We start from the raw sequence: 23,363 nt of genomic DNA on the forward strand, positions 1-23,363 counted from the left end.
AAAAAAGCGATCTCACGCAGAGCCGCAGAGACGCAGAAGAGAGAGAAAAGCGAGAGTAATTCTCAGTTTTCCTCTCTGCGGCCCTGCGTCTCTGCGTGAGGCCTGTTGTTGATTTTTCAGAAGGCGCGGCTCAGGCGGATGCGCATCACCAGCTCGCGGGTGTCCAGCCCCGGGATGCGCTGGTCCGTGTAGTCCACCACGCCCGCGGTGAAGGAGAGCAGCGCATCCGGGCGCCACGCGAACTCGCCGCCGCCCAGCGCCTCCCCGCGGGTGTAGCGCGGGCCGGCCGCCCCGGCGGCGTCCGGGCTGCGCGCGGCGGTAATCCCCCCGTCGAAGCGCGCGGCCCAGCGCTCCGTCAGCTGCCGCCGCGCGTACGCCGTCAGCCGGTCGAACGTGGTGCTGCCGTCGGCCAGGCCGGGGAACTCGGCGCGGTTTTGCCCCGCCATCAGCGAAAAGCTGGTGCCGCGCGATTCCGTTTCGCCCTGCACGCCGGCCAGCACGTACAGGTCGCGCGTCTCCGACAGGGGATTGGCGGGATCGCTCCGCTCCACCCACGTGCCGTTGAGGCTCACCCGCGTGCGGAACGCCGCCAGCCGGCCCACGGGCACCAGCACCCCGCCGGACGCGGCCAGGGTGGATTCGTCGAGCGCGCCGGGGGTGCCCGCCGCCAGGCCGTTGCCGCGGGTCGCCAAGCGCAGCGAGCCCGTCAGCAGCAGGTCGCGCGGGGCCTGCCAGGTGACCGAGGCGAACCCGCCCTGGCCGCGCCGTGTTGCGGGGGCGGAGCCATCCAGGTTGTCGCGGTCCTGCTCGTACCCGGCCGTCACGAAGAGCGCGTCCAGGAGCGAGAACGAGTCGCGCACCCGCAGCCCGCGCCAGTCGCGCTGCAGGCCGGGGTGGCCCATCGTCTGGTAGTCCATCCCCACCGACCGCCACTCCGCGGAAAAGAGGTGCCCGCCGGCGCGCACGCTGGCCCGCGCCTGGTGCGCCGTGCTGGTGAGCCCGCGCGGGTCCAGCGGCAGCAGCGACGCGTTGAGGATGAAGAAGCGGTCCCAGCTGGCGGGGTCCAGCCCCGGCGGATCCGCGCCCGCGGCCACGAACAGGGAATCCAGCTCCCGCTGCGTCCGCGGCCGGAAGGTGATGTCGCGGGCCAGCAGCGAGGCCGCGTTCTCGTACTGCAGCACGATGCGGTCGCGCGCCAGGCGCAGCGACACGTCCAGCCCCGCGACCAGGTTGTCCCGGGGCGCGGGGATGGCGGAAAAGGTGCCCGAGTCCGCGGCGGAGGAACTGGTGCGCAGGGTGGGGATGGAGCCCACGTCGTCGCGGGCGTGCATCACCGTCAGCCCCATCCGAAAGCCGCCCAGCCGCAGCGACGGGCGAACAGCCAGCAGGTCCTGCTCGTAGGTGCCGCGCCGCTCGATTCGCGTGGGGTCCAGCGGGTCCAGCGCGCCCGGGATGGCCCGCACGGTCTGCCCTGCCACGACGCTGAGCCCCGCGAAGCCGGCGCGCAGGTCCAGCTGTCCCCCGCGCACCCGGCGCCCCGACAAGATCACGTCGTGGAGCACGGGGTTCACGTCGCCCACGGCCAGCGACAGACCGGGGATGTGCAGGTCCGCGCGAAGGCGGTTCACCGGCTGGCGTGTGGCGGTTTCGTACCCGCTCAGGTGGCCGCGGACGCTGTAGCGCCACCCCGGCCGCAGCTGCCCGCCCGCGTTCACCCACATCCGCGGGGCGAAGTCGTTCTCCCGGCGAAAGGCGCCGCCGGGGCCGCTCACGGAATTGCCACCCCCCTCCATCACGATGCTGCCGTGCGGCAGGGCGGGGGAGGGCCGCGGGCGCGGCACGCCGGTGGGTCCCGCGAGGCGAGCTCCGGGAGCCACGGTGAAGGTCCACTCCACCGGCGCGCCCCCGCCGCGCGCGGCGACGACCACGCGGTGCGGCCCGGGCGCCAGCGGCTCGCGCGGGCGCCAGGTGACCACGCCGCCGGAGCGCTCCACCTCGGCGCTCACGTCGCGCGATCCTATGCGGACGGAGACCGCGAGCGAGTCCGCCTCCCGCGGTAGTGACACGGCCACCAGCACCTGGTCGGCCGGGACGCGCTCCCCCGGCTCGGGCGAAAGGATCAGCGCGCCGGGCGCCGCCCGCTCCTGCGCCGCGGCCCGTCCGGGGAGCGCCGCCGCGGCGAGGGCGGCGGCGAGCAGAAGTCGCATCCTCATGGCGTCCCCTGCACGCGGCCGCGGAGCGCCTCGGCGGGCACCTGCATCATCAGCGTGCGCACGCGGCCGTCGGCGTGCTGCAGCTGCACCTCCACCCACGTCGCACGCCCGGCGTCCGCAGCGTCCTCGCCGCCCACCGCTTCCGCCCGGCGCAGCTCCTCGCGCGTCGCGCGCCGGGCCTCGGGCGCATCCGACTGCGAACCCGCCGACGCCTGCTGCCCGGCGCCCACGTCCGTGCGGCCCGCTTCGTTGAAGAACTCCACCACGCCTTCCAGCGTGATGATGGTGGTGCCCCCCGCGGAGTCGATCCGCACCAGGAACTCCGTCCCCTTTACCGCGGCCACGCCGGCCGGGGTCTGGATGCGGAACTCCGACCCATTGCGGCGGTTGACGCGCGCCCACACCTCGCCGAACTCCAGCTGGAGCGTGCGCACCACCGCGCCGCGCTCATCGCCGGAGGTCAGCCGCACCTGCGAGCCGGGGTTGATCCGCAGGATGGAGCCGTCGTCGGTGAACCGCAGCGCCGCCCGCGTGTTCGCCGACGTGGCGACCACGTCACGGTTCCGCAGGCGGTCGCCCAGTTGCGCTCGCCGCTCCCCGCCCGCCGCCGGATTGATCACCATCTGCCCTTCCTGCAGCAGCCGGTACACCAGGGCCACCTCCGCCTGCTGGGCGTGGGCATACCCGGGCACCGCGCCGAGGACGAGGATCGCCGCCGCGGCGGCCAGGATCGTTCTGCGCATGGCGGCCCTCACTGGACGCGGACGGAAAGGAGGGGGACGTCCCCCGCGGCGATGGCGGCCAGCAGCGCCTGCAGCTCCGGCAGCGGAATCGTGCGGCCGTCCTGCAGCCGCGCGCTCACCGGAACGAAGCCGTCCAGCTGGGGAGAAAACCCGAGGGCCCGCAGGAGAATGGCGAACGACGGATCACCCGCATCCCCCGCCGTCCCCCCGCCGCCGACGCGGAACCAGTAGATGGGGCTTTCGATGGGCTCGTCGCCCCCCGACGTGGCCACCTCGCGCGTCACCTGCCAGGCGTAGGTGCCCCCCGGCTCCAGCCGTACGGCCTGCACGGAGGCGGGATACAGCGCCGAGGTGGCTGAAGTGGACGTTTCCCACACCGGAAAGCCGCCCTGGATGGCCTCCACGGCTGATCCCTCGCCGTCCACCCGCGCCACGCGCAGCCGGTACCGCGCGCCGGGCGCATCGCCATCCGCGCTCCACAGGAAGCGCGGCGTGGGGCCGGGGACGATGGGCGGCGGGCCCGCGTCCGCCGGAATGCCGGGGGAAAGCAGGTCCACGCGCCCCGAGTAGCCCAGGGTGATCCGCAGCTCGTCGCTGTCCAGCACGGCGCCCTGCGCGGAGCGCACGGTGACGGTGAACAGGTAGGTGCCCGCCGGCAGCCGGCCGCTTTGCAGCCCCGCCTCGTCCAGCAGGTTCTCGTTGACGGAGAAGTCGGTGAGGGCGAACTCGCCCCCGTCCGTCGCCAGGTCGCGGGTGGTCAGGTGCCGCACGGGGTCACGGGGGACGAACGGGTCGGTCGTCCCGCGGAACAGCTCCAGCGGCCGCGGGGTCTCCCGCGCCACCACCACCTCCATCACCACGGGGCGGGAGGCGTCCTGGCTGATGAGGGTGATGCCGAACAGGTCCGGCCGCACCCCGGGGCTGCCGGGGAGAAGGTCGGAGACGAAGATGGCCTCCACCGGGGCGAGCCGCCGGATGGAAACCTGCACCTGTGCCGAGCCGGGCGCGGGGGCCAGGCCCGCCCAGCCGGTCGCGAGCACCAGCGCGGCGAGGGCGCGAACGAAGACACGCATGAATGGCGACGGAGCGAGAGGGAGGTCGAGCGAAGAGAGCGACGGGCGCCGGGCCGTGCTGCCTCACCGGCACGTTGCAGCGGTAGGATAGTCGGCACCCCGCCCGGAGCCAAGGCTTTTCTTCCGGCGGGCGGAAGATCGCGCCGGCATCCGCGCTCCGGTGGAGGCCATCATCGTTGCACCCGGTCCAGCGCGCGCCTACCTTGCGCGGCGGATGCGGTCCATCCCCATCTCGCTCTCCACGCCCTCTTCCCCGCTGTCCATGAGCCCTCCGCCCGGCCTGACCGCCACCTGTTGGGGCACCCGCGGCTCCATCCCCGCGCCGGGGCCAGACACCGTGCGCTACGGCGGCAACACGCCGTGTTTGGAGGTCCAGGCGGAAGGCCGCCGCTACATCTTCGACGCGGGGACGGGAATCCGCGCGCTCAGCCGTGCGCTGGAGCCGGAGGAGCCGGTGGAGGCGGAGCTGTTCCTGACGCACTTCCACTGGGACCACGTGCAGGGGTTTCCCTTCTGCGGCCAGCTCTACCACGCCGACAGCCGCATCCGCGTCCACGGTCCCCCGCAGGACGGGGCGGGCGTCGCCAGCGTGCTCGCCGGGATCATGGCGCCCGCGTACTTCCCCGTGCCGCTGGATGCGCTGGCCGCGGGGGTGGAGTTCGTGGATGTGGACACCGCGCCGTGGACGGATGGAGCCGTGGAGGTGGATGCGCTGCGCGTCTGCCATCCCGGGTTCACCTGTGGCTACCGGCTGCGGACCGGCGGTGCCTCGATCGCGTACGTACCCGACAACGAGCTGCGCGAGGCCGACGACGCACAGTACCGGCAGATGGTGGACTGGGCCGCGGGAGTGGACCTGCTGGTGCACGATGCCATGTGGCGCGACGACGAGTACCCGCGCTACCGCGGTTGGGGGCACGGCAGCGTGGGGGATGCCGTGCGGCTAGCGGAGGACGCCGGTGCGCGCCGGCTCCTGCTCTTCCATTACGCGCCCGAGCGCAGGGACGACGAGCTGGACGCCATCGTGAGCGAGGTGCGGCGCGGGTTGGCCGAGCGCGGGTCGGCGCTGCGGGTGGACCCGGCGTGCGAGGGCGTGGCGGTCCACCTCTGCCGGGGGGACGCATGAGCACGCTGATTCCGGGGTCCGCCGCCTCGGCCGGGCCGCTGCCGCCGCGCGTCGCCCGGGCTCCGCGTCCCCTGCTGCTGCATTCCACCGCGTGGACGCCGCCCGCGCCGCCGGCCGCCGCGCTGGAGACGCGGGTCATCGACTCGCTCTCGGAGGTCGAGGAGCCCGACGCGCCGACGGTGCTGGTGCTGGACCGGGCGCTCGCCGTGGGGGCGGACGAGCTGGAGGCGGCGCTGCGGGCGCTTCCGGACGCCGTCATCGTCGTCCCGGCGGACGAGGAGACGGATGCCGTCGCGCGCTGGAGCGAGCGCGTGCTGCTGACGCTGCCCGGGGGGGACGAGGCGGCGGCGCGGGCCATCCGCGGCGCCCTGCGCCTTTCCGCCGCGCGGCTGTCGCAGGCGCGGCTGGAGCGCGAGCTGGCCGGTGCGCGCAGCCAGCTCCGCGAGCTGGCCGGCGTGGGGATGGCGCTGATGACGGAGCGCGATCCGGACCGCCTGCTGAACACCATCCTTTCCAAGGCCCGCCAGCTCACCGCCAGCGACGCGGGAAGCCTGTACCTGGTGGAAGAGGAGGATGGGGAGCGGCGCCTGTGCTTCACGCTGGCGCAGAACGATTCCATCGATGCGCCGTTCCGGGCCTTCACCCTGCCGCTGGACACCACCAGCGTGGCGGGGTACGCCGCCGTCACGGGCGAGACGCTGCGCATCGCCGACGCGTACGACCTGCCGGCGGACGCGCCGTACCGGCTGAACCGCAGCTTCGACGAGCGGTTCGGCTATCGCACCAGCTCCATGCTCGTCGTTCCGATGGTGGACCACCGCGGCGGCGTGGTGGGCGTGCTGCAGCTCATCAACCACAAGCGCGATCCCGAGGCGCGCATCGACGGCCCGGAGGCCGCGGCACAGTGGGTGACGCCCTACCGGCCGCGGGAGATGGAGGTGGTGCAGGCGCTGGCGGGGCAGGCGGCGGTCTCCATCGAAAACTCCCGCCTCTACCGCCAGGTGGAGAACCTGTTCGAGAGCTTCGTGAAGGCCGCCGTCGTCGCGGTGGACCAGCGCGATCCCGCCACCTCCGGCCACAGCGTGCGCGTGGCCACGCTGACCTGCGACCTGGCCGTGGCGCTGGAGCGCGGCGGGCGCGGGCCGTACGCGGGGATGCGCTTCACGAGCGAGCAGATGCGCGAGCTGCGCTACGCCTCGCTGCTCCACGACTTCGGCAAGGTGGGGGTGCGCGAGGAGGTGCTGGTGAAGCCCAAGAAGCTGCCCCCGCTGCTGATGGAGCGCGTGCAGGGCCGCTTCGCCTTCATCCGCCGCACGCTGGAGATGGAGCACTATCGCGCCCGCGCCCATGCCGCGGAGCGCGGCGAGCGGCTGGCGGACGCGGCCATGGAGGCGCGGATGGCGGAACTGGAGCGCGTGCGCACGCTCGTCCTTTCCGCGAACGAGCCCACCATCCTGCCGGAAAAGGCCGCGGCGGAGCTGGACGGGCTGTCGGCGCTCACCTTCGCCGGGCCGGAGGGCATGCCGCTGCCGTACGTGACGGAAGAGGAGCTGGCGTACCTGCGCATTCCCAAGGGCTCGCTCACGGAGGAGGAGCGCAAGGAAATCGAGAGCCACGTGGAGCAGACGTACCGGTTTCTGGTGCAGATCCCGTGGACGGGCGACCTGGGCAACGTGGCGGCGATCGCCTACGGGCACCACGAAAAGCTGAACGGCAGGGGCTACCCGCGCGGCGTGTCGGCGGACGGCATCCCCCCGCAGACGCGGATGATGACCGTCGCCGACATCTTCGACGCGCTGACGGCCAGCGACCGTCCCTACAAGCGCGCCGTGAGCGCCGAGAAGGCCATCGACATCCTGCACATGGAGGCGCGCGACGGCCTGCTGGACACCGACCTGGTGGAAACGATGGTGGAAAGCGGCGTCTACCGGCGCATCCTGGAGGTGGACTGGCGGGCGTTGTAACGCGATTTCCATCCCCTCCGCTCCCGCCGCCCCGGGCCCCCGAGCACACCGCTCGCGGGGCCCGGGGCTTTTCCGCCCGCGGGCCCCCCACGGACGCGTAGCGGACTGAAACCTGCAATGGCCGCGGCTCCGATCGGCGCGGGCCCGGTCCCGCCGCGGCGGGCCAAGGCCGCACACGTCATGGACTTCTGAACGGCGGGGCAGATCGAAATGGACCAGCAGCAGACCAAGACCCGCGGGGTCGCCGACATCGTGTTCCTGATCGACATCTCCGGGAGCATGGCGCCCGCCATCGACGCCCTCAAGGCGAACATCGGCACCTTCGTGGAGTCGCTGAGCGGCGGCGAAGGCAACAACATCTCGCCCGTCCGCGACTGGCGCGCCAAGGCCGTGGGCTACAGCGACTTCGACGAAGACCCGCAGCCGTTCATCGACAACCCGTTCGTCACCGACGTCGAGGCCCTGCGCGCGCAGCTGGCCGGCCTGGTGGCCGGGGGCGGCGGCGACGAGCCCGAGTCGCTGCTCGACGCGCTGTACAAGGTGTCCACCATGCCGCAGACCGAGAAGGGCGCGCAGAGCCTGGACGCGACCAAGTGGCGGTACCGCAGCGACGCGGCGCGCGTAGTGGTGGTGTTCACCGACGCCTCGTTCAAGCCTACCATGTCCATCCCCGAGGCCAAGGGCGGCGGCATTCAGGACGTGATGAACGCGGTGATCAACAACCGCGTGATCCTCAGCCTGTTCGCGCCCGACATGCCGGGCTACGACGAGCTCAGCCAGATCGACAAGTCCGAGTGGGAGGCCATTTCGTACCCGGGGCTGAACCCGCAGGATGCGCTGGCCAAGTTCACGTCGGACCAGGCCAACTTCAAGAACACCCTTCGGCAGCTGGCGGCCAGCGTGTCGAAGTCGGCCGAGACCGTGGCGCTCTGACCGGGGATGGCCAAGAAGCTCAAGGTGGGCGACGCCGTCAACGGGTACCAGATCGACAAGGTGTTCGGGCCCGGGGCCATGGCCATCTCGTACGCGGCGCGCAAGTCGTCGGGGCAGCGGGTGTTCTTCAAGCAGTACAAGTCGCCCTCCGTCACCGTCGCCTGGTACCGCGACTACGTGCGCTACCAGAAGGAGCTGAACCGGCGGATCGCCGAGAGCCCGGCGCGCAACTTCTGCGTGCGCGCCATCGACTCGTTCGAGGCGGTGTGGGGCGGGCGCACGTACTTCCAGGTCTTCGAGCTGGTGGAGAACGGCGCCGACCTGGGCGGCATCTTCGAGCGCGAGGCCGAGGCGAACGGCGGGCACACGCTCGCCGTTCCCTTCAAGGACACGCGGCTGTGGGAGCAGCACGTGATCTGGGCCAAGGTGCTGATGTCGGGCATCAACACGTTGCACGCGGCCAATGTCGCGCACGCCGACCTGAAGCCCGACAACGCGTTCCTGATCGAGGACCCGTCTATCGCGGCGGGCTTCCAGCTGAAGCTGATCGACCTGGACTTTTCGGTGCTCACCGACCAGACGGCGCCATGGCACGGGCACCAGGGGTACGTGGGCACCGACAACTATCGCTCGCCCGAGCACTTTACGGCGGGCGCCAAGCCGGGCGCCGCCTCGGACGTGTTCACCTGCGGGTTGATCCTCTACCAGCTGCTCGCGGGACGTCATCCGTACTGGGCCGAGGACCAGTCGGAGTACGCCCGGATGGCGCTGGCGCACGCCGCCGAGCGCCCTGTGCTGGGCGGCACCATGCCGGCCCCGGCGACGAACGAGGCCGTTTCCGACATCCTCTGGCGCTGCCTGTCGCCGCGCCCGGCGGACCGCCCCACGGCCGCCGAAGTGCGCGACGTGCTCACGGGGCGCATCGGTGGGAAGACGGCCAGCGCCGCATCCGGTGCCGTGGCGCCTCCGGCCGCCGCGCCGGCGCCGACTCCCGCTGCGACTGCGGCTCCGCCGCCGGCTCCTGCTGCGACGCCGGCTCCCGCTGCGCCCACGCCGCCACCGGTCGCACCGGCACCGAGAGCAGCCGCGCCAGCTGCACCGCCGGTCACTCCGCCGCCGGTCCGTCCGCCTGCCCCGACGCCGCCCGCTCCGGCCCCGGCCGCGCGGCCAGCGAGGGCCGGTGGCGCCCCGTTGACCGCGGCTCGAATCCAACTCGCGGGCGAGTCGGGGCAGATGGTGACCATCGGAGTGCGCACGCCGCTGGGCAAGCACATGGTCCGCCAGTTCGGGGACGACTTCGCGGTGTGGGACACGGAGCAGTGCACGCTGGACCGCGGGAACGACGGCGCGTGGCAGATCGTTCCCAAGGCGGGGACGACGAACGAGACGCTGCTGAACGGCGCCGCCATCACCGCACCCCAGCCGCTGCGCGAGGGAGACGTGATCGCGGTGGGCCGCGAGGCGAAGGGGATCGCGAAGCTGCCGCTGACGGTGCGCGCGGCCTGATCGAACGACGAAGGAGGGCGCGATGATCGCCATCGCGCCGACCAGCACAGACCGTACGTGGGAGACGAATCGTGACGGAAGAGCACAAGCAGCCTGAAGGGGAAGCGACGGCTCCTGGAACGCCGGGCTCGGGAACGGGCGGGGAGCCCGTCACCCCCGGATCGACCACGCCCGCACCGGAAGCGCCGGGAGCGGAGCCGCCCATTCCCGGATCGGTCACGCCCGCACCGGAAACGCCGGGAGCCGCGCCCGTCGCGACGCCGAGCGACCAGGGCGACGGCGCCGGAGCCCGGATCGACCCCGCGCCCGATCCGTCCGGCACGCCGGCGGAAGCGGGCGCCGTCACCGACGCGACCACGCCCACGGACGCGGGTTCCGCCGGAGAGGCCGCATCCACCGACGCCGCTCCGACGACGGACGCCGCTTCGGCCGCGGATTCGGATGTCACGCTGGAATCGCCCGCGGCTCCCTCCACCGATGCAGGCGCGGGGGACGGCTGGTCGACGGGCGCGACGGAGGGCGATACCACATCCTCCACGGGGACCGCGGACGCCTCCGCGGATGCTACGACGCCCGTCGACCCCGCTACCGCCGCCGAAGCTGTCGATCCGGCGCACGTTGCCGCGCCCGAAGTCGGCGCATCGGTGACGGACACGACCGCCGCCGACGTGACGGCCAGCGGCGAAGCTCCGCTCGATGCACCCGCGGCTGCGCCCTCCACCGATCCGGCGGCCGGAGCGCCGGCGGCACCCGGCGGCGCGCTGTCGGCGGACCGCATTCAACTCGTCGGCGAGTCGGGGCAGGCGCTGACGCTGGGCGTGCGCACGCCGCTGGGCAAGCACGCGGTCCGCCAGTTCGGCGACGACTTCAACGTGTGGGACACGGAGCAGTGCGTCATCGAGCGCGGTGCCGACGGGGCCTGGCAGATCGTGCCCGGCGCGGCCACCACCAACGAGACGCTGCTGAACGGCGAGCGTATCACCGCGCCGGCACCGCTTCACGACGGCGACGTCGTTTCCGTGGGCCGCGCGGAAAAGGGGATCTCCAAGCTGCCGCTCACCGTCCGCACGGCCTGAGAGGCGGCGGATGGCGTGGAAGTGCCCGCAGTGCGGCTTCGTTCACGAGAACGACGCCACCCGCCGGTGCGAGGCCTGCGGGCACACCCGCGCCGGCACGCTGGCGCTGGTGTCGGAGGCCACGACGAAGCGGCTGAGCGTGGGGGTAGACACGGCCATCGGCAAGCACCTGCTGCAGACCTTTGCCGGTGACGACCACGTGTACGCGGCGGAGCCCCAGTTCCTTCTCGCCCGCGACCTGGTGCACGGGGGCTGGAGCATCGCCCCCGCGCCCGGGGCCAAGAACCCGACTTTTCTGAACGGCGCGGCGCTGGGCGATGCACCCGCCCCGCTCCCCGAGGGCGCGGTGATCACCATCGGCCCCACCCGCCTGCGACTGCGCGTGGAGAACGAGCTTTGATGGACAACGAGGAACATCCCCGGGCCGAGGACGCGGAATCCACGTCCGACGACGCCCCGGCGCCCGTCGAAGGCGGGGACGCGGAGACGGCCCGGGTCGAGGAAACCGAAGGGATCGGCGGACAGCCCGACGTGGCCCCGGCCGCGGAATCGGCAGCCTCGCCCCCGGCCGATGCACCGCCGCCCGAGCCGGAATCCCCGCCGCCGCCAGCCCCGGCCGCACCCGTCGCCGAGGCCGCTTCGGTGAACGTGCTGGAGGTGCGGTCGCTGGACTGGAATGCGGTGCGCGCGGCGGTCGCGAATCCGCCGTCCGGCGAGCGGGCGGAGCGCATCATCGCGGCGATGGAGGAGCGGCTGGCGGGGGGCGGGCCGCTGGGCACCGCTTTCGAAGAGTACGCCGCCGGGCCCGACGACCAGGCCATCCACATTGGCGACGACTGGCCGCTGGGCGAGGTGTGGTTCGTGGGCGACGTGCACGGCGATCTGCTGGCGCTGGAGGCCGCGCTTCAGCACGTGGACCGCAGCGGCGGCGGCGCGGACGCCCGCCTCGTCTTTCTCGGCGACCTGTTCGACGACGGCGGGCACGCGGCGGAGGTGGTGCTGCGCATCTTCGAGCTGATGCTGCAGGGGCCCATGCGCGTGGTGGTGCTCGCGGGCAACCACGACGAGGCGCTGTCGCACGGCGAGGGACGCTTCCAGTCGTCCGTGCTTCCATCGGACTTCACCGGCTGGCTGAACGAGCAGTGCGCCGCCGGGCACCCGTGGGCCGAGCGGCTGGGCAAGCTGATCATCCGCTTCTTCCGCCGCGCGCCGCGGGCCCTGTTCTTTCCCGACGGGCTGCTGGTGGCGCACGCGGGCATTCCGCACACCGACCTTCATCCCGAGCTGGCGGAGAGCGGGAACTGGAACGATCCGCGGGTGCTGACGGACTTCGTGTGGCTGCGGGCGCACCCGCGCGCACGGAAGCGCATTCCCAACCGCACCACGCGCGGAAGCGAGTTCGGGCGCGAGGACTTCGCCGCCTTCTGCCAGCTCGCGACGAGGCTGGGCCGGCCCATCGGCCGCATGCTGCGCGGGCACGACCACGTCGAGGAGCGCTTCGCCGTGTTCCCGGCCTGGGCCGCGCACCCCGTGCTGACCATCAACACCCTTTCGCACCGCCTGCCGCGCGAGGTGTTCGGCCCGTACGAGCGGGTGCCCGTCGTCGCCCGCTGGGTGCGCGGCGAGCTGCCGGAGGTGCGGCGCCTGTTCATTCCGCCGGAGCTGGTGCGCGAGGTCTACCCCGAGCCGGTGGATGCCTCCACGGGGGAGGGCGGGTGACGCGCGTCATCGAGCGGTGTCCCAACTGCGGGGTGGAGCACGACGAGGCCGTGGGCGGGGAATGCGAGGTATGCGGCACTCCCCTGCGCTTCTGGTGCCGCGTGCACGGCAAGGAGATCGGCTTCCTGTCTTCCGCGGAGTGCCCCCGCTGCGTGGCGGAAGAGCAGGCCCGCCGCTCTCGACCGGTCTCCCCACGCGCTCCCGCGCCTGGCAGACGCGAGGCGCCGCGTGCGCCCGTCGAAGCGGCGCCGCGCCGCCCACGCAGGCCGCCGGTGGTGTTCGACGCACCCCCGCCGCCGTACGCCGGGCGCGATCCGCGCGTGGTGGCTGAGGACATGCGGCCGTACGTGGAAGCGGGAGCGAACTTCGCGGTGCTGATGGTGCGCGCGCTGCTCGCCGTGCTGCGGCACGTGATCGGCTGGGGCGTGCTGGGCGGCATCGCGGGCGGCGTGATCGGATTTCAGCAGGGCGGCGATCCCATCTGGTCGGCGATGTTCGGGGTGATGGTGGGCGGCGGCGCGGGACTGTTCTTCGGGGCGATCTCCGCGCTGCGCATCCTCTTCGGCGCGCGGCGGCGCGAGCATTAGCGCGGCCGCGCCAGCCATGCGGGTGCGACAGAACGATCAACGGCCGAGCCTCGGCCCCTTTCCGGAGTTTTGAGATGAGTACAGAGGGGAATGGGGCCGTACGACGGCTCAGCGAATTGAGCGCACCCGTCGCGGACGGACACGCCGACTCGCGCGGATGGGAGGTGCACACGGCCGACGGCACCCTGGCCGGCACGGTGGAAGACCTGCTCGTGGACCCGGGGTCGATGGCGGTTCACTTCATCCTGGTGCAGGTGGTGAAGGAGCTGGCGCCGAGTGAATCCATGCGGACGCTGCGCGTACCCATGGGCCACGCCGCCCTGGACGCCAAGGGCCGGCGCGTGAACCTGAAGACGCTCTCGCACTCGGACCTGGGGCTGCTTCCGGTGGATCGCGCCGGCGCCGTTGCTCCCGGCGCGGTCGGCCAGCCCGCCGCCCGGCCCGGTGGCGAGGATGTGCGCGTCGTGGTTTCGCACGAGGAGCTGGATGTCAACACGCGGTGGGTGGAGGCGGGGGAGGTGGGGATCACCAAGCGGGTCGAGACCGAGCAGGTGCGCAAGCTCGTTCCGCTGGAGCGCGAAGACGTATCCATCGAGCGCCGCCCCGTGCCGGCCGACATCACCGACTTCAGCCCGCGCACCGAGGGCGACGTCACCTACATCCCCATCCTGGTGGAAGAGCTGGTGATCCAGAAGCGGCTGGTGGCTCACGAGGAGCTGGTGATCCGCAAGACGCGGGTGACCGAGGAGCAGGTGGTGGAGGAGGAGCTTCGCCGCGAAGTGCCCGTCATCCGCGGCCCGGATGGCACGGTGGACGGGGGCGCGGAAGCCGGCCGGGGGAAGGGCTGATACACGTCTGATACCCCTCGTTGAGGTACGGGAGTTGCTAAGTCCCCCGCCCACGAGGTGGGGTTGGGAACCAGACAACAGGGAGTACGAGCATGCTGGAAAACCTGGGCGGAAGCCACAACCGGAACGACCGCGATCTGGGCGCTCACGACCGCGACGCGCTGGTCCGCGAGCGCATGCAGGCGCAGGGGATCACCGAGGAAGAGGCGACTCGCATCGTCCTGTCCGAGGAGCAGCTGGCCGTCGGCAAGCGCGAGGTGCAGACGGGCGAGGTGGGCATCCACAAGCGCGTGGAGACCGAGCACGCGCACGCCGACGTGGCCCTGCGCCACGAGGAAGTCGACATCGAGCGCCGGCCCATTGCGGGCGGCTACTCGGCGGCTGGCGCGACGGGCGCCACCATCGGCGGCGACGAGGAGATCCGGGTGCAGCTGCACGCCGAGGAAGCCGTCGTCGAGAAGCGCGTGGTGCCCACCGAGGAAATCCTGGTGCGCAAGCGCGAGGTGGTGGAGAACGAGTCCATCGACACGGAGCTCCGCCGCGAGCACGCCGAGGTGGACCGCACCAACGTCTCCACGGACCACGGCGTCCGCGACGACCGCCTGGACGGCCGGATGTAAGCTGGCAGGTTCCCGGTAACGGGAAACTCGGCGGGATGATGACGGAGGCTGTGCGGGCATGCTGCCCGCGGAGCCTCCGTCCTTTCGTGGGGGCCCCTCCCCCGGCCCCTCCCCGCACAAACTACGTGCGGAGAGGGGGGAACTTTAGTTGCGGGTTGCCGGGTCCCCGTGCATGCCTCGGCCGCCCCCCATCCCCAGCCCTTCCCCCGCAAACTGCGCGGGGGAAGGGAGCCAGTCCGGTGCGCGCTGACTCGTGCCGTGCCACGCGGGCCGCCCTCACGAGCTGTGGGGTATTTCGACCGGCTCCTGCGCATGCCTCGGCCGCCCCCCATCCCCAGCCCTTCCCCCGCAAACTGCGCGGGGGAAGGGAGCCAGTCCGGGTGCGTCACCCCGTTTTGGTGCGACACCCAGCCCTGTCATCCTGAGGCCCAGGCGCGCCAAACCTGCCCGTAGCACATTCGTCGCGGGCCGAAGGATCTAGCCCGGCGCCACTTCTCACTCTGGACGCGACAGCGCCACGGATGCCGGAATCGCCTCGCTCCGCGGCGGCGTGGCGCGTGAAGGCTGGCGAAGCTCGGTGCGCTTCGGTAACTCCGGCGCATTCCCCGGGCTGCCCTCTCCCCCGGCCCCTCTCCCGCAAGCGGGAGAGGGGAGAATTCGACTGCGCTTCGGCTGACCTGGGGCGCTCGACTCTGGTGTGTATACCCTCTCCCGCTTGCGGGAGAGGGTGGCACGCGTGTCAGCGCGGCCGGGTGAGGGCCCCACGGCAGCCGAGGCCCAGGCATGGGTGACCGCTGCCGCGCTCATACTTGTACGGTTCCGCCGCTAGATCCTTCGGCCCGCGTACGATGGAGTACGGGTGGGTTCGGTGCGCCTGGGCCCCAGGATGACAGGTTGTTGCGCGGTAAGGACTTGCATGCACCTTGCCGCGTGCCGGCGCGGCCGTTGAAAAGCAGTCCGCGAAGGCGGACTTCGGGCCGTCGTTGCCGCGAATTCATTCGCCCCAGCAGAGCCGAGGGCCTCAGCAAAGCCGAGGTGCCCCAGCAGAGCCTAGGCCCAGCGGAGCCGAGGGCCCCACCGGAGCCGAGGCCGCGTCACTCGGCGGCTGCCTGGACCGTGGCTTCGGTCGCGCCTCCAGCCACCCCCTGCACCTGCGCCAGCACGTCGAGGAAGTCGTCGGCCAGGATCACCAGCAGGTCGTCCTGCTGCATCAGCTCCAGCGCGCGCGCCACCGCTTCGGGCTCAGGGTACACGGCCTCGATGCTTTCCGCGGCCAGGCCGCCGGCCTGCAGCCCTTCGCCGATCAGCCGGGCCACGTCGCCGGCCGGCCGGCCGCGCCGGTAGTTCTCGTGCTCCTTTACCACCACGTAGTCCAGCACGGAGCAGATCTCCCCCAGCTCGCGCAGGTCCTCGTCGCGCCGGTCGCCGGGCATGGTGATCACCCCGATCCGCCGCGCCGCCGGCATCCGCCCCACGAACTCCATCAGCCCACGCACCGCGGCGGGATTGTGCGCGTAGTCCACGATCACCGTGCCGCGTGCCGTTTGCAGCACGTTCATCCGCCCCGGCGTGGCCGTTCCCGAGGGCACGAAGGTGCGGAGCCCCTCGGCGATCGTTTCCACCGGCACCTCCTGCAGGTACGCCGCCGCGATGGCCGCCATCAGGTTGTGAAGCTGAAAGCGGGCGGCGCCGCCCATCGCCAGCGGCACGTCGTCCACGGCGATCACGGGAACGCGCGCGCCGCCCCGGGCGCCGCGGATCACGATCCACTCGCGGCCGCCCTCGTCTTCCACCATCACCGCCATGTGGCCGAACGCCAGGTGCTCGGCGAGCGCCGGGTTGTCGGCCTTGCCCAGCACCGAGGTGTACACCACCCCGCCCGGCGTCCGCTCCGCCATCCCCACCACCAGGGGGTCGTCCGCGTTCAGCACCGCGAACCCGTCTTCCTTCACCACAGAAGGGATCACGGCCTTCACCTCCGCCAGGTCTTCGACGGTGTGGATGCCGCGCAGCCCCAGGTGGTCGGCCGTGACGTTCAGCACGATGCCTACGTCGCACTCGTCGAAGCCCAGCCCCGAGCGCAGGATGCCGCCGCGCGCCGTTTCGATCACCGCCACGTCCACCTTGGGGTTGGCCAGCACCACGCCCGCCGCGAAGGGCCCCGTGAAGTCGCCCTCCATCTGCAGGTGCTCCTGGTAGTAGATGCCATCCGTCGTGGTGAAGCCCACGCGCACCCCCGTCTGCCGGAAGATGTGGGCGATCAGCCGCGTGGTCGTCGTCTTTCCGTTGGTGCCGGTGATGGCGATGACGGGAATCGTGGAGGGCGCCCCTGGCGGGTAGAGCATGTCCAGGATGGCGCCGGGCACGTCGCGCGGCGTTCCCACGTCCGGATCGGTGTGCATCCGCAGCCCGGGAGAGGCGTTCACCTCCAGGATCGTCGCGCCGTTCTCGTCGAAGGGAACCCCGATGTCGTCCGTCAGCACGTCGATCCCGGCGATGTCCAGCCCGACGGCGGCGACTGCCAGCTCGCAGAGCAAGGCGTTGCGGGGATGGATCTCGTCCGTGCGGTCCACGGACGTTCCACCCGTGGAGATGTTGGCCGTGGGGCGCAGGAACACCGTCTCTCCGGCGGCGGGAACGGTGTCCATCGTCCGTCCCTCGCGCGCCAGGAACTCCGCCGTCTGCTCGTCCAGGGGAATGCGGACCAGCGTGGGATTGGGATGAAGCGGGTCGCGCTTGGGATCCTGGTTCACCTCTTCCGCCAGCTCAGGCACTGTCCGGCGCCCATCTCCCACGACGTGCGCGGGAACGCGCTCCGACACGCCGACCACCCTGCCGTCGACGACGATGACGCGGTGGTCGCGCCCGTGGGCAAAGCGCTCCACGACCACCTTGGGATGCTCCGCCAGGGCGATGGGCCACGCTGCGCGCACCTCGTCGTCACTGTCCAGCCGGCCGGAGATGCCGCGCCCGTCGTTGGCGTCCAGCGGCTTCAGGAGCACGGGAAACCCGATGCGATGGGCGATCTCCAGCGCCTCCTTGGCCGTTTCGGCCACGCCGCCCTCGGGAACGGGAAGGCCGTTGCGGGCCAGGATGCGCTTGGTGCGGTCCTTGTCCGAGGTCATGTCCGTGGCGATGACGCTGGTGAAGTCCGTCATCGCGCCGTCCATCCGCCGCAGGTTGCGCCCCAGCCCCAGCTGGAAAACGGGGTCACCCGCGAAGCGCCGCACGGGAATGCCGCGGCGCTTGGCCTCCTTGATCAGCACCAGCGAAGTCGCCCGCGGCCGCGCGTCGTGGAACACCTCGCGCAGGGCGATCACGGCGGCCTCCAGGCCCAGCTCGTCCCCGCGCAGTGCGCGCAGCAGCAGCGTTTCGGCCGTGTACAGGCTTTCGACGCCCACCTCGGCCTCGGCGTAGCCCACCGCCAGCTGCGGCGGCTCGCCGGCCGTGCCGGGAATCACGCGGTTGAACATCGTGGGCGCGCCCGCCAGCAGCTGCAGCGCCACCGCCACGCGACCGACCAGCTGCGCCCACGCGGCCTCCTCGCGCCCGATGCCGAACGCCGCCGCGTCGGGCGAAAGCCCGGGGAGCGCCGCGGCCAGCTGCTCCATCAACCCGGGAAGCGCCTCGGGGGGCCGCGCCGCCAGCGACGGCGCGATCCACACCTCGCAGGCGGCCACGGGGTGGGTGGCCCAGATGCTGGGCCCGCGCAGCGCCCGCACCGAGCGCAGGCGGATGGGGTCTTCGCTTCCCGTCTCCATCGCTTCGTCCGTCAAGCGTGCTCTCCCTTGGTGGAACTCTCGCCGGCCTCGGTGCCGCCCTCTGGCGCCGCGGCGGGGCGGGGCGCGCAGTCGATCCGGCGCGCGTAGGTGTGCGGTTCGCGCGGCGACGCCGCGGCGGGCGGTTCGCCCGGGGTCCGGTCCTGCTTTGCTGGGGTCATGAACCTGCACATGAAAGGGGAACGCGGCCCTCCGAAGACCGGCGGCGCGTCCTCCTGGACCGGAGGGCGCGCGAGCCGTGCCGCGGGGCCGCGTTCTGCAAATTCCTGCCCGCGTGGCGAACCACCGTCACACGTCCGAAAAACGGGCGAGTCCCGCCGCGCTAGCGCCGGCCGAGCCGCTGCAACAGCCAGGCGATTCGCTCGTCGCGCGCGGCGGACGACTTCAGGTAGTGGTCGCCATCGTACCACCGCACCTCCTTCGGATCCCCAGCGGCGGCGGCATACCGAAGGAACGTGGCCTCGGCGAAGTACTGTTCCTGCCGGGGGAACTGGAACAGCACCGGGCGCGACGCCGCTCGCCCGACGTGGTTCACGGGATCGATGGGCGCCATCTCCCGCGCGTACCGGTCGCGCGCCTCTCCCGTGAGCTCCGGGTTGTTGACGATGGCGATGTCGGTGAAGCTGGACGGCCCCGCGATCAGCACGGATGCCCGGATGCGCGGCTCCGCCCCCACCAGCGCCCCGCCGAACGTGGCCCCGAAGCTGTGCCCCACGTACCCGATCCGCGCCGCGTCCACCTCGGGCCGGGCGGCGAGCACGTCCACCGCGCGGCGCAGCCCGATCACCACGCCTGTGTAGCGTTCCAGGTCCGCCGCCCCGTCCCTGAACAGCGGCAGCCAGAAGGCTTCCCTGGACCACGGCGCATCCAGCACCAGGGAGGCGACGCCGCGGCGCCCCATCTCCACGGCCTCGTCCAGGTACGTGGTGCGGCTGCCCGGCGCCGGGTGCGTGTAGATCACCCCCGGGGCGCGGCCTCCCGTTCCGGGAATCACCAGGTACGCGCGGACCGGCTCGCCATCGGGGCGGCATATTCCACGTCGTGGATGGAGACGCCGTCGCGCGTCTCGGTGCCGGCAATTCGCACGGACGGCGCCTGGCGGCCATCGTAATCGAAGGAGCCGCGCGTCACGGCTGCGGGTCCGCGGGTCGCCTGCCGCAGGCGCCCAGCAGCAGCGGGAGCAGCGCCAGCCCGCGCATCATCATCCGTCGGGCATAGACATTCATTCGGGCTCCCGGATCGGGGGTGCCAGGCACGGCTTCGTGCTCCCGATGAACACGAGCCCAGGATATCGATGATGCCGATACGCGCGTACGTTACGCCCGGACGGCACGATGCGCACCTGGAAATCAGGCCCTCGGGTCGACGGTCGGGGTCGGCCCCGGCGGCACCGACCGTGCACTGTGCTCACCTCGAATGGTGCAACGAACCCTGGATCGGGAGCATGGCTATGGCGGAGAACGAACGCGAGACGAAGGAATACTCGCTGGAGGAGCGCCGGTACATCGGCGACGACGGCAAGGTGCACCACCACACCAACAAGTGGATGGCGGAGCACGAAGGCGAGTCGAAGAGCGGCGAGTCGCAGTCGGCGCGCGGCAAGGGTTCGGAATCGGCGGAGAGCAAGGACTCGGAGTCGAAGAGCGGGGGATCGCAGTCGAAGAGCAAGGGCTCCGAGTCGAAGGGCGGGGAATCGCAGTCGAAGAGCAAGGGTTCGGAGTCCAAGGGCGGCGAATCGCAGTCGAAGAGCAAGGGCTCGGAGTCCAAGAGTGGCGAGTCGCAGTCGGCCCGCGGAAAGAGTTCGGAGTCGGCGGAAGGAACGACTTCGCGTTCGGGCAAGGGCGAGGAGAGCTCCGGGAGCGCGCGTCGTACGTCCGAGGAGTCCGAAGAGTCGAAGGAGGGCGGCGGGCTGGCGAAGGGACTGATGGCGGCTGCTGCGCTGGGCGTGGCTGGAGTAGCCGCGGCCGCGGTGGTGGCCGCCCGCACGAGCGGCGAGCGCGAGGTAGACACCGTCGAAATCCGCGAAACGGGCGGGCGCAGCCCCGACGCAAACGAAACCGGGCGTACCAGCACCGAAGGCGGAGTGCACTGAGCGTAGCCGGTCACAAGCTGAAAGAGGGCTCTGCGAATCAACCGTTTGCAGAGCCCTCTCTGCGTTGTTCGGTGAAGCAGGCGTGTCGCTTCCAAAGCGAGCAGTTCGCGAATATGCTTGCTTTCGCGTTAGCTTCGGAGTACGATCAAAGACCCCGCCGAGTTTACCCTTATCTTCGTCAGATGCAATACAGGCCACCCTTGTCGTTGTTTCACGACAGTGACGGACGCTTGGTCGCAGGTGTGGGGCCCGGTGTTGGGGCAGCGTTTATTAGGACCTACTTCCCAGCCGCGAAGACGGTCCGAATTGCCAGCGCGTATTTCTCGTTGGCTGGGTACGCAGTCGGTAGAAACCACTCGGAACCCGACGTCCAGTTTCGGATACTTGTGGGGCGGGAGGAAGGAAGTCACGTCCAGAAGGCTGTCTTGGAAGAAATCCTCACCGAGCTTAAGAAATGTGAAAATGATTTATGGTCGGCAGTTGACGACTTGGTCAGACGCATTGAAACCGGCCAGTTTACAATCCGCGATGCTCGCGAGATGCAGGTCCCCTTCCATTGCAAGTTCTATATCTGTGATAACAAAGCCCTGTGGCACGGATCAGCCAACTATAGCAAGCGGGGCTTGGAGTCAAACGCGGAGCAGGTTACGGGCACGGTTTCTCTGGCCGAGATAAATCTTTTCACCGACTGGTTCGATGCCGTTTCGATGCAGGCCCGCGACCTGTTGACTGATCTCGTCGGCGTGTTACGGCAGTGGTTGCAGGTAAGCAGCCCATTCGATGCGCTTTTGAAGATGCTGTGGGTTCTGAATCAAGGCTCCAGCAGCCTGCCCGGTTCTAGGCCGCATTCGCCCACGTACTATCAGGAGGCAGTCATCGCTCGGGCTATGACGCAATTACACGAGCACGGGGGAGCCTTGATCATTCTGGCTACGGGTCTAGGTAAAACCGTGGTCGGAGCACAGATTGCGGAGCGAAGCTATCACTCGGAGAAAGCAGATCACCTCATCCTGCTCGCGCCCCGAGCAGTTCGCGACGCTTGGACTAATGAATTGCACCGGCGGCTGCCGTACTCGTTCTTCTCCACTGATGTGCTTTTTCGGCCTGACTCTCCCAAGCGGCATCACCAAATCAGCAAGATACTCAAGCGGCTTAGCGAAGTCGATGAGAAAACGCTGATTGTTGTCGACGAGGCCCACTTCTACAGGAACCAACTGCTTTCGGAGAAGCAGAAAAAGAGGCCGAGCCGTGTCTTCCAGCGCCTGAAGCCAGCAATTGCTGCAGGTGCGAAGATCGTACTCCTCACGGCTACCGCCTACGGCACCGACCGGCAGAACCTGAACAGTCTCTTGCGACTGCTCCCTCATAACCATAAGGGGGTCCTCGATGTTCTTGGGCCGTGGGAGGTCCAAGACCTCGAGGAGTTCAGGAATCTGCCCGTTGTCAACATTCTCGGGCTTCCGGACGTCTTGGCGCTCGCGCGCAAGCGGGGGGACGTCGATGCGCGAGACCAGCCATACGTCCCTATTGATGGGAAACCTCACTATCTGCCTCAAACAATCAAACTCGTTCCGGTCTTCTACGAGCTTCCGCTGGAATCCGAACTCGGTCGCGTGTTCGATGATGGGTATTTCAATCACCGATACAAGCGGCCGACGATAGGGTTCGATGATGATACTGGCGAATATTCAGGCGCGGCTGACGCAGCATATAACACGGCATTGAGCGGGTGGATGAGTTCGCCGCCCGCTTTGCTCCACTTCATCACCCACTGCCTTGAAACGCAAGATCAATCCGCCCAGCTATCCCTTGCGACTGCGCCAGACGGTTCACAGATGCCAATAGGGGAGCAGGCGACAGATCCACAGCAACTGGAACTTCTTTCCGGTCAGACCGGCCACGATGCCGCGGCGCGCAACTGGGGCCATGGAGGGTACGCTCCGTTCACGATTGGGCTTGAGGCCCGGACCAACCGCTTAGACCCGCTGAAGGAAAAGTTAGACACTCTCCCCGATCAAAAGCTCGGGGAATTGATCCGCATCGGCCGTGCGGTGATCGACCAGAAGGGAAAGCTGCTGATTTTTGTCCGGCTGCACCGTACTGCGCTGTACCTGGAAAAGAATCTTCAGGATGTATTCTCGGGGACGAAGATCGGCTGCATGGTCGAATGGCAGCAAGCCGAGCCCGTGCTGAAGCCGCGGGACGTGAGAGACGATCTGCTGCGGGCCTTCTCGCCAGGCTCGCACAATGAAAGAGTCGCTGAAGAGTACGATGTGCTGATCTGTACCGATGCGGATGGAGTAGGCGTCAACCTTCAGGATGCCGACAACGTGGTCAATTATGATCCACCAACAGCAGCGGACGTGCTCTTCCAAAGGGCGGGGCGCGTGCTCCGTATGACGACTCGTCCCGAGCGCCTCGTTGCCATCTACACGCTCATTCCCTCCGTTGCGCGTAAGCCCGCTGAATTAGCGGTGCAGACGCATATCCGGGAGCGGTTTACTCGTCTCGGCCGTCGGCACAATCGATCACGTTCCATCATCGGGTCTACTGTTCTCACCGAGAAGGAGAGCATGGACCTGATGACACAAGTCCAGATTGATGTTGAGGAGTGGTTTCGGAACGGCGACCTGGCCAGCACCATCGGGCCGTCCAGTGAAGCGTCACTCGCGGCAGATCATGCGTTGCTCGATAAGTATCGCGAGCGCGCCGAGAGCCTTTCCGAGCCCCTTCACTCCGTTCTTGTCACCGGCCGTTTTCAAAATCCCCGAGTCGCGGTGCTGTTCGAGCACGAAGGCGCCCCGCGTTTGATTCTCTTCAATCCGGTGTCTGGACAAATCGAGCCCAAGCGCGATTCAGAGATCTTGGCGATGATCCGCTGTGAGCCCGATACCTCGCCAGGACTGGTTCGTTTACCTGAGATAGAACACACCAGCAATGCGGCTGTCCGGACGTGGTGCACGGAACACGGGGTAGCTTTCGATACGCCTAAGAAGATCGTAGCCGTTTACCTCCAGCCGTTGTCTCAGATGCCGAAGCCGAAGCAGTTGCTCACGACGTAAGGACCACGAGGCGCGGGCGGCG

Annotated in this window: 18 protein-coding genes; 12 read left to right on the forward strand and 6 right to left on the reverse strand. The window is 70.0% G+C overall.

What is annotated here, in order from left to right:
• Positions 1-116 precede the first annotated feature (116 nt).
• The 3 genes from VF632_RS12350 to VF632_RS12360 are packed head-to-tail and all read right to left on the reverse strand — an operon-like array spanning position 117 to position 4,029.
• On the reverse strand, positions 117-2,213 hold the full coding sequence (locus tag VF632_RS12350; RefSeq protein ID WP_331023200.1) for a hypothetical protein: 2,097 nt from the start codon (positions 2,211-2,213) through the stop codon (positions 117-119).
• Positions 2,210-2,956 (reverse strand): FecR family protein, encoded by a 747-nt coding sequence (locus VF632_RS12355; protein ID WP_331023201.1) that lies wholly within the window; start codon positions 2,954-2,956, stop codon positions 2,210-2,212. The genes VF632_RS12350 and VF632_RS12355 overlap by 4 nt, the downstream gene beginning before the upstream one ends.
• An 8-nt stretch (positions 2,957-2,964) precedes the next feature.
• Positions 2,965-4,029, reverse strand: coding sequence for a hypothetical protein (locus VF632_RS12360; RefSeq protein ID WP_331023202.1), 1,065 nt, complete (start codon positions 4,027-4,029; stop codon positions 2,965-2,967).
• Positions 4,030-4,291: 262 nt separating this feature from the next.
• Between VF632_RS12360 and VF632_RS12365 the strand changes: the two genes are divergently transcribed.
• The 10 genes from VF632_RS12365 (at position 4,292) to VF632_RS12410 (ending at position 14,408) form a co-directional block, all read left to right on the forward strand.
• On the forward strand, positions 4,292-5,155 hold the full coding sequence (locus VF632_RS12365; protein ID WP_331023203.1) for an MBL fold metallo-hydrolase: 864 nt from the start codon (positions 4,292-4,294) through the stop codon (positions 5,153-5,155).
• The gene (locus VF632_RS12370) at positions 5,152-7,119 is read left to right on the forward strand and encodes an HD domain-containing phosphohydrolase (protein WP_331023204.1); all 1,968 of its coding nucleotides are present in this window, start codon (positions 5,152-5,154) and stop codon (positions 7,117-7,119) included. The genes VF632_RS12365 and VF632_RS12370 overlap by 4 nt, the downstream gene beginning before the upstream one ends.
• A gap of 210 nt (positions 7,120-7,329) precedes the next feature.
• Entirely contained in the window at positions 7,330-8,052 is a 723-nt protein-coding gene (locus VF632_RS12375) for a vWA domain-containing protein (RefSeq protein WP_331023205.1), read from the forward strand.
• Positions 8,053-8,058: 6 nt separating this feature from the next.
• Entirely contained in the window at positions 8,059-9,558 is a 1,500-nt protein-coding gene (locus tag VF632_RS12380; protein WP_331023206.1) for a protein kinase domain-containing protein, read from the forward strand.
• Between the two features lie 71 nt (positions 9,559-9,629).
• A complete protein-coding gene (locus tag VF632_RS12385; RefSeq protein ID WP_331023207.1) occupies positions 9,630-10,634 on the forward strand; it encodes an FHA domain-containing protein in 1,005 nt (334 codons plus the stop codon).
• A 10-nt stretch (positions 10,635-10,644) separates the two neighbouring features.
• A complete protein-coding gene (locus VF632_RS12390; RefSeq protein WP_331023208.1) occupies positions 10,645-11,034 on the forward strand; it encodes a hypothetical protein in 390 nt (129 codons plus the stop codon).
• Entirely contained in the window at positions 11,034-12,353 is a 1,320-nt protein-coding gene (locus tag VF632_RS12395; protein WP_331023209.1) for a metallophosphoesterase family protein, read from the forward strand. The genes VF632_RS12390 and VF632_RS12395 overlap by 1 nt, the downstream gene beginning before the upstream one ends.
• The gene (locus tag VF632_RS12400) at positions 12,350-12,940 is read left to right on the forward strand and encodes a hypothetical protein (protein ID WP_331023210.1); all 591 of its coding nucleotides are present in this window, start codon (positions 12,350-12,352) and stop codon (positions 12,938-12,940) included. Before VF632_RS12395 ends, VF632_RS12400 begins: the two co-directional genes overlap by 4 nt.
• 116 nt (positions 12,941-13,056) lie before the next feature.
• Positions 13,057-13,788, forward strand: a complete 732-nt coding sequence (locus VF632_RS12405) for a DUF2382 domain-containing protein (RefSeq protein ID WP_331023211.1) — start codon at positions 13,057-13,059, stop codon at positions 13,786-13,788.
• A 92-nt stretch (positions 13,789-13,880) separates the two neighbouring features.
• Positions 13,881-14,408, forward strand: coding sequence for a YsnF/AvaK domain-containing protein (locus VF632_RS12410; RefSeq protein ID WP_331023212.1), 528 nt, complete (start codon positions 13,881-13,883; stop codon positions 14,406-14,408).
• A gap of 1,094 nt (positions 14,409-15,502) precedes the next feature.
• On the opposite strand, the gene cphA is transcribed toward VF632_RS12410, so the two are convergent.
• The 3 genes from cphA to VF632_RS12425 form a co-directional block, all read right to left on the reverse strand.
• Positions 15,503-18,184, reverse strand: a complete 2,682-nt coding sequence (cphA, locus tag VF632_RS12415; protein WP_331023213.1) for a cyanophycin synthetase — start codon at positions 18,182-18,184, stop codon at positions 15,503-15,505.
• 325 nt (positions 18,185-18,509) lie between these two features.
• A complete protein-coding gene (locus VF632_RS12420; RefSeq protein WP_331023214.1) occupies positions 18,510-19,181 on the reverse strand; it encodes an alpha/beta hydrolase family protein in 672 nt (223 codons plus the stop codon).
• Positions 19,178-19,318 carry a hypothetical protein gene (locus tag VF632_RS12425; protein ID WP_331023215.1) on the reverse strand — a complete coding sequence of 47 codons (141 nt, stop codon included), beginning with the start codon at positions 19,316-19,318 and terminating at the stop codon, positions 19,178-19,180. Before VF632_RS12425 ends, VF632_RS12420 begins: the two co-directional genes overlap by 4 nt.
• Positions 19,319-19,637: 319 nt before the next feature.
• Here VF632_RS12425 and VF632_RS12430 point away from each other — a divergent pair, with 319 nt between their 5' ends.
• Together VF632_RS12430 and VF632_RS12435 are read left to right on the forward strand one after the other, a co-directional pair.
• The gene (locus VF632_RS12430) at positions 19,638-20,279 is read left to right on the forward strand and encodes a hypothetical protein (protein WP_331023216.1); all 642 of its coding nucleotides are present in this window, start codon (positions 19,638-19,640) and stop codon (positions 20,277-20,279) included.
• Positions 20,280-20,461: 182 nt separating this feature from the next.
• Positions 20,462-23,341 (forward strand): helicase-related protein, encoded by a 2,880-nt coding sequence (locus VF632_RS12435; protein ID WP_331023217.1) that lies wholly within the window; start codon positions 20,462-20,464, stop codon positions 23,339-23,341.
• The last annotated feature ends 22 nt before the right edge of the window (positions 23,342-23,363 follow it).

Source organism: Longimicrobium sp. (assembly GCF_036388275.1).
Taxonomy (GTDB): Bacteria; Gemmatimonadota; Gemmatimonadetes; order Longimicrobiales; family Longimicrobiaceae; genus Longimicrobium.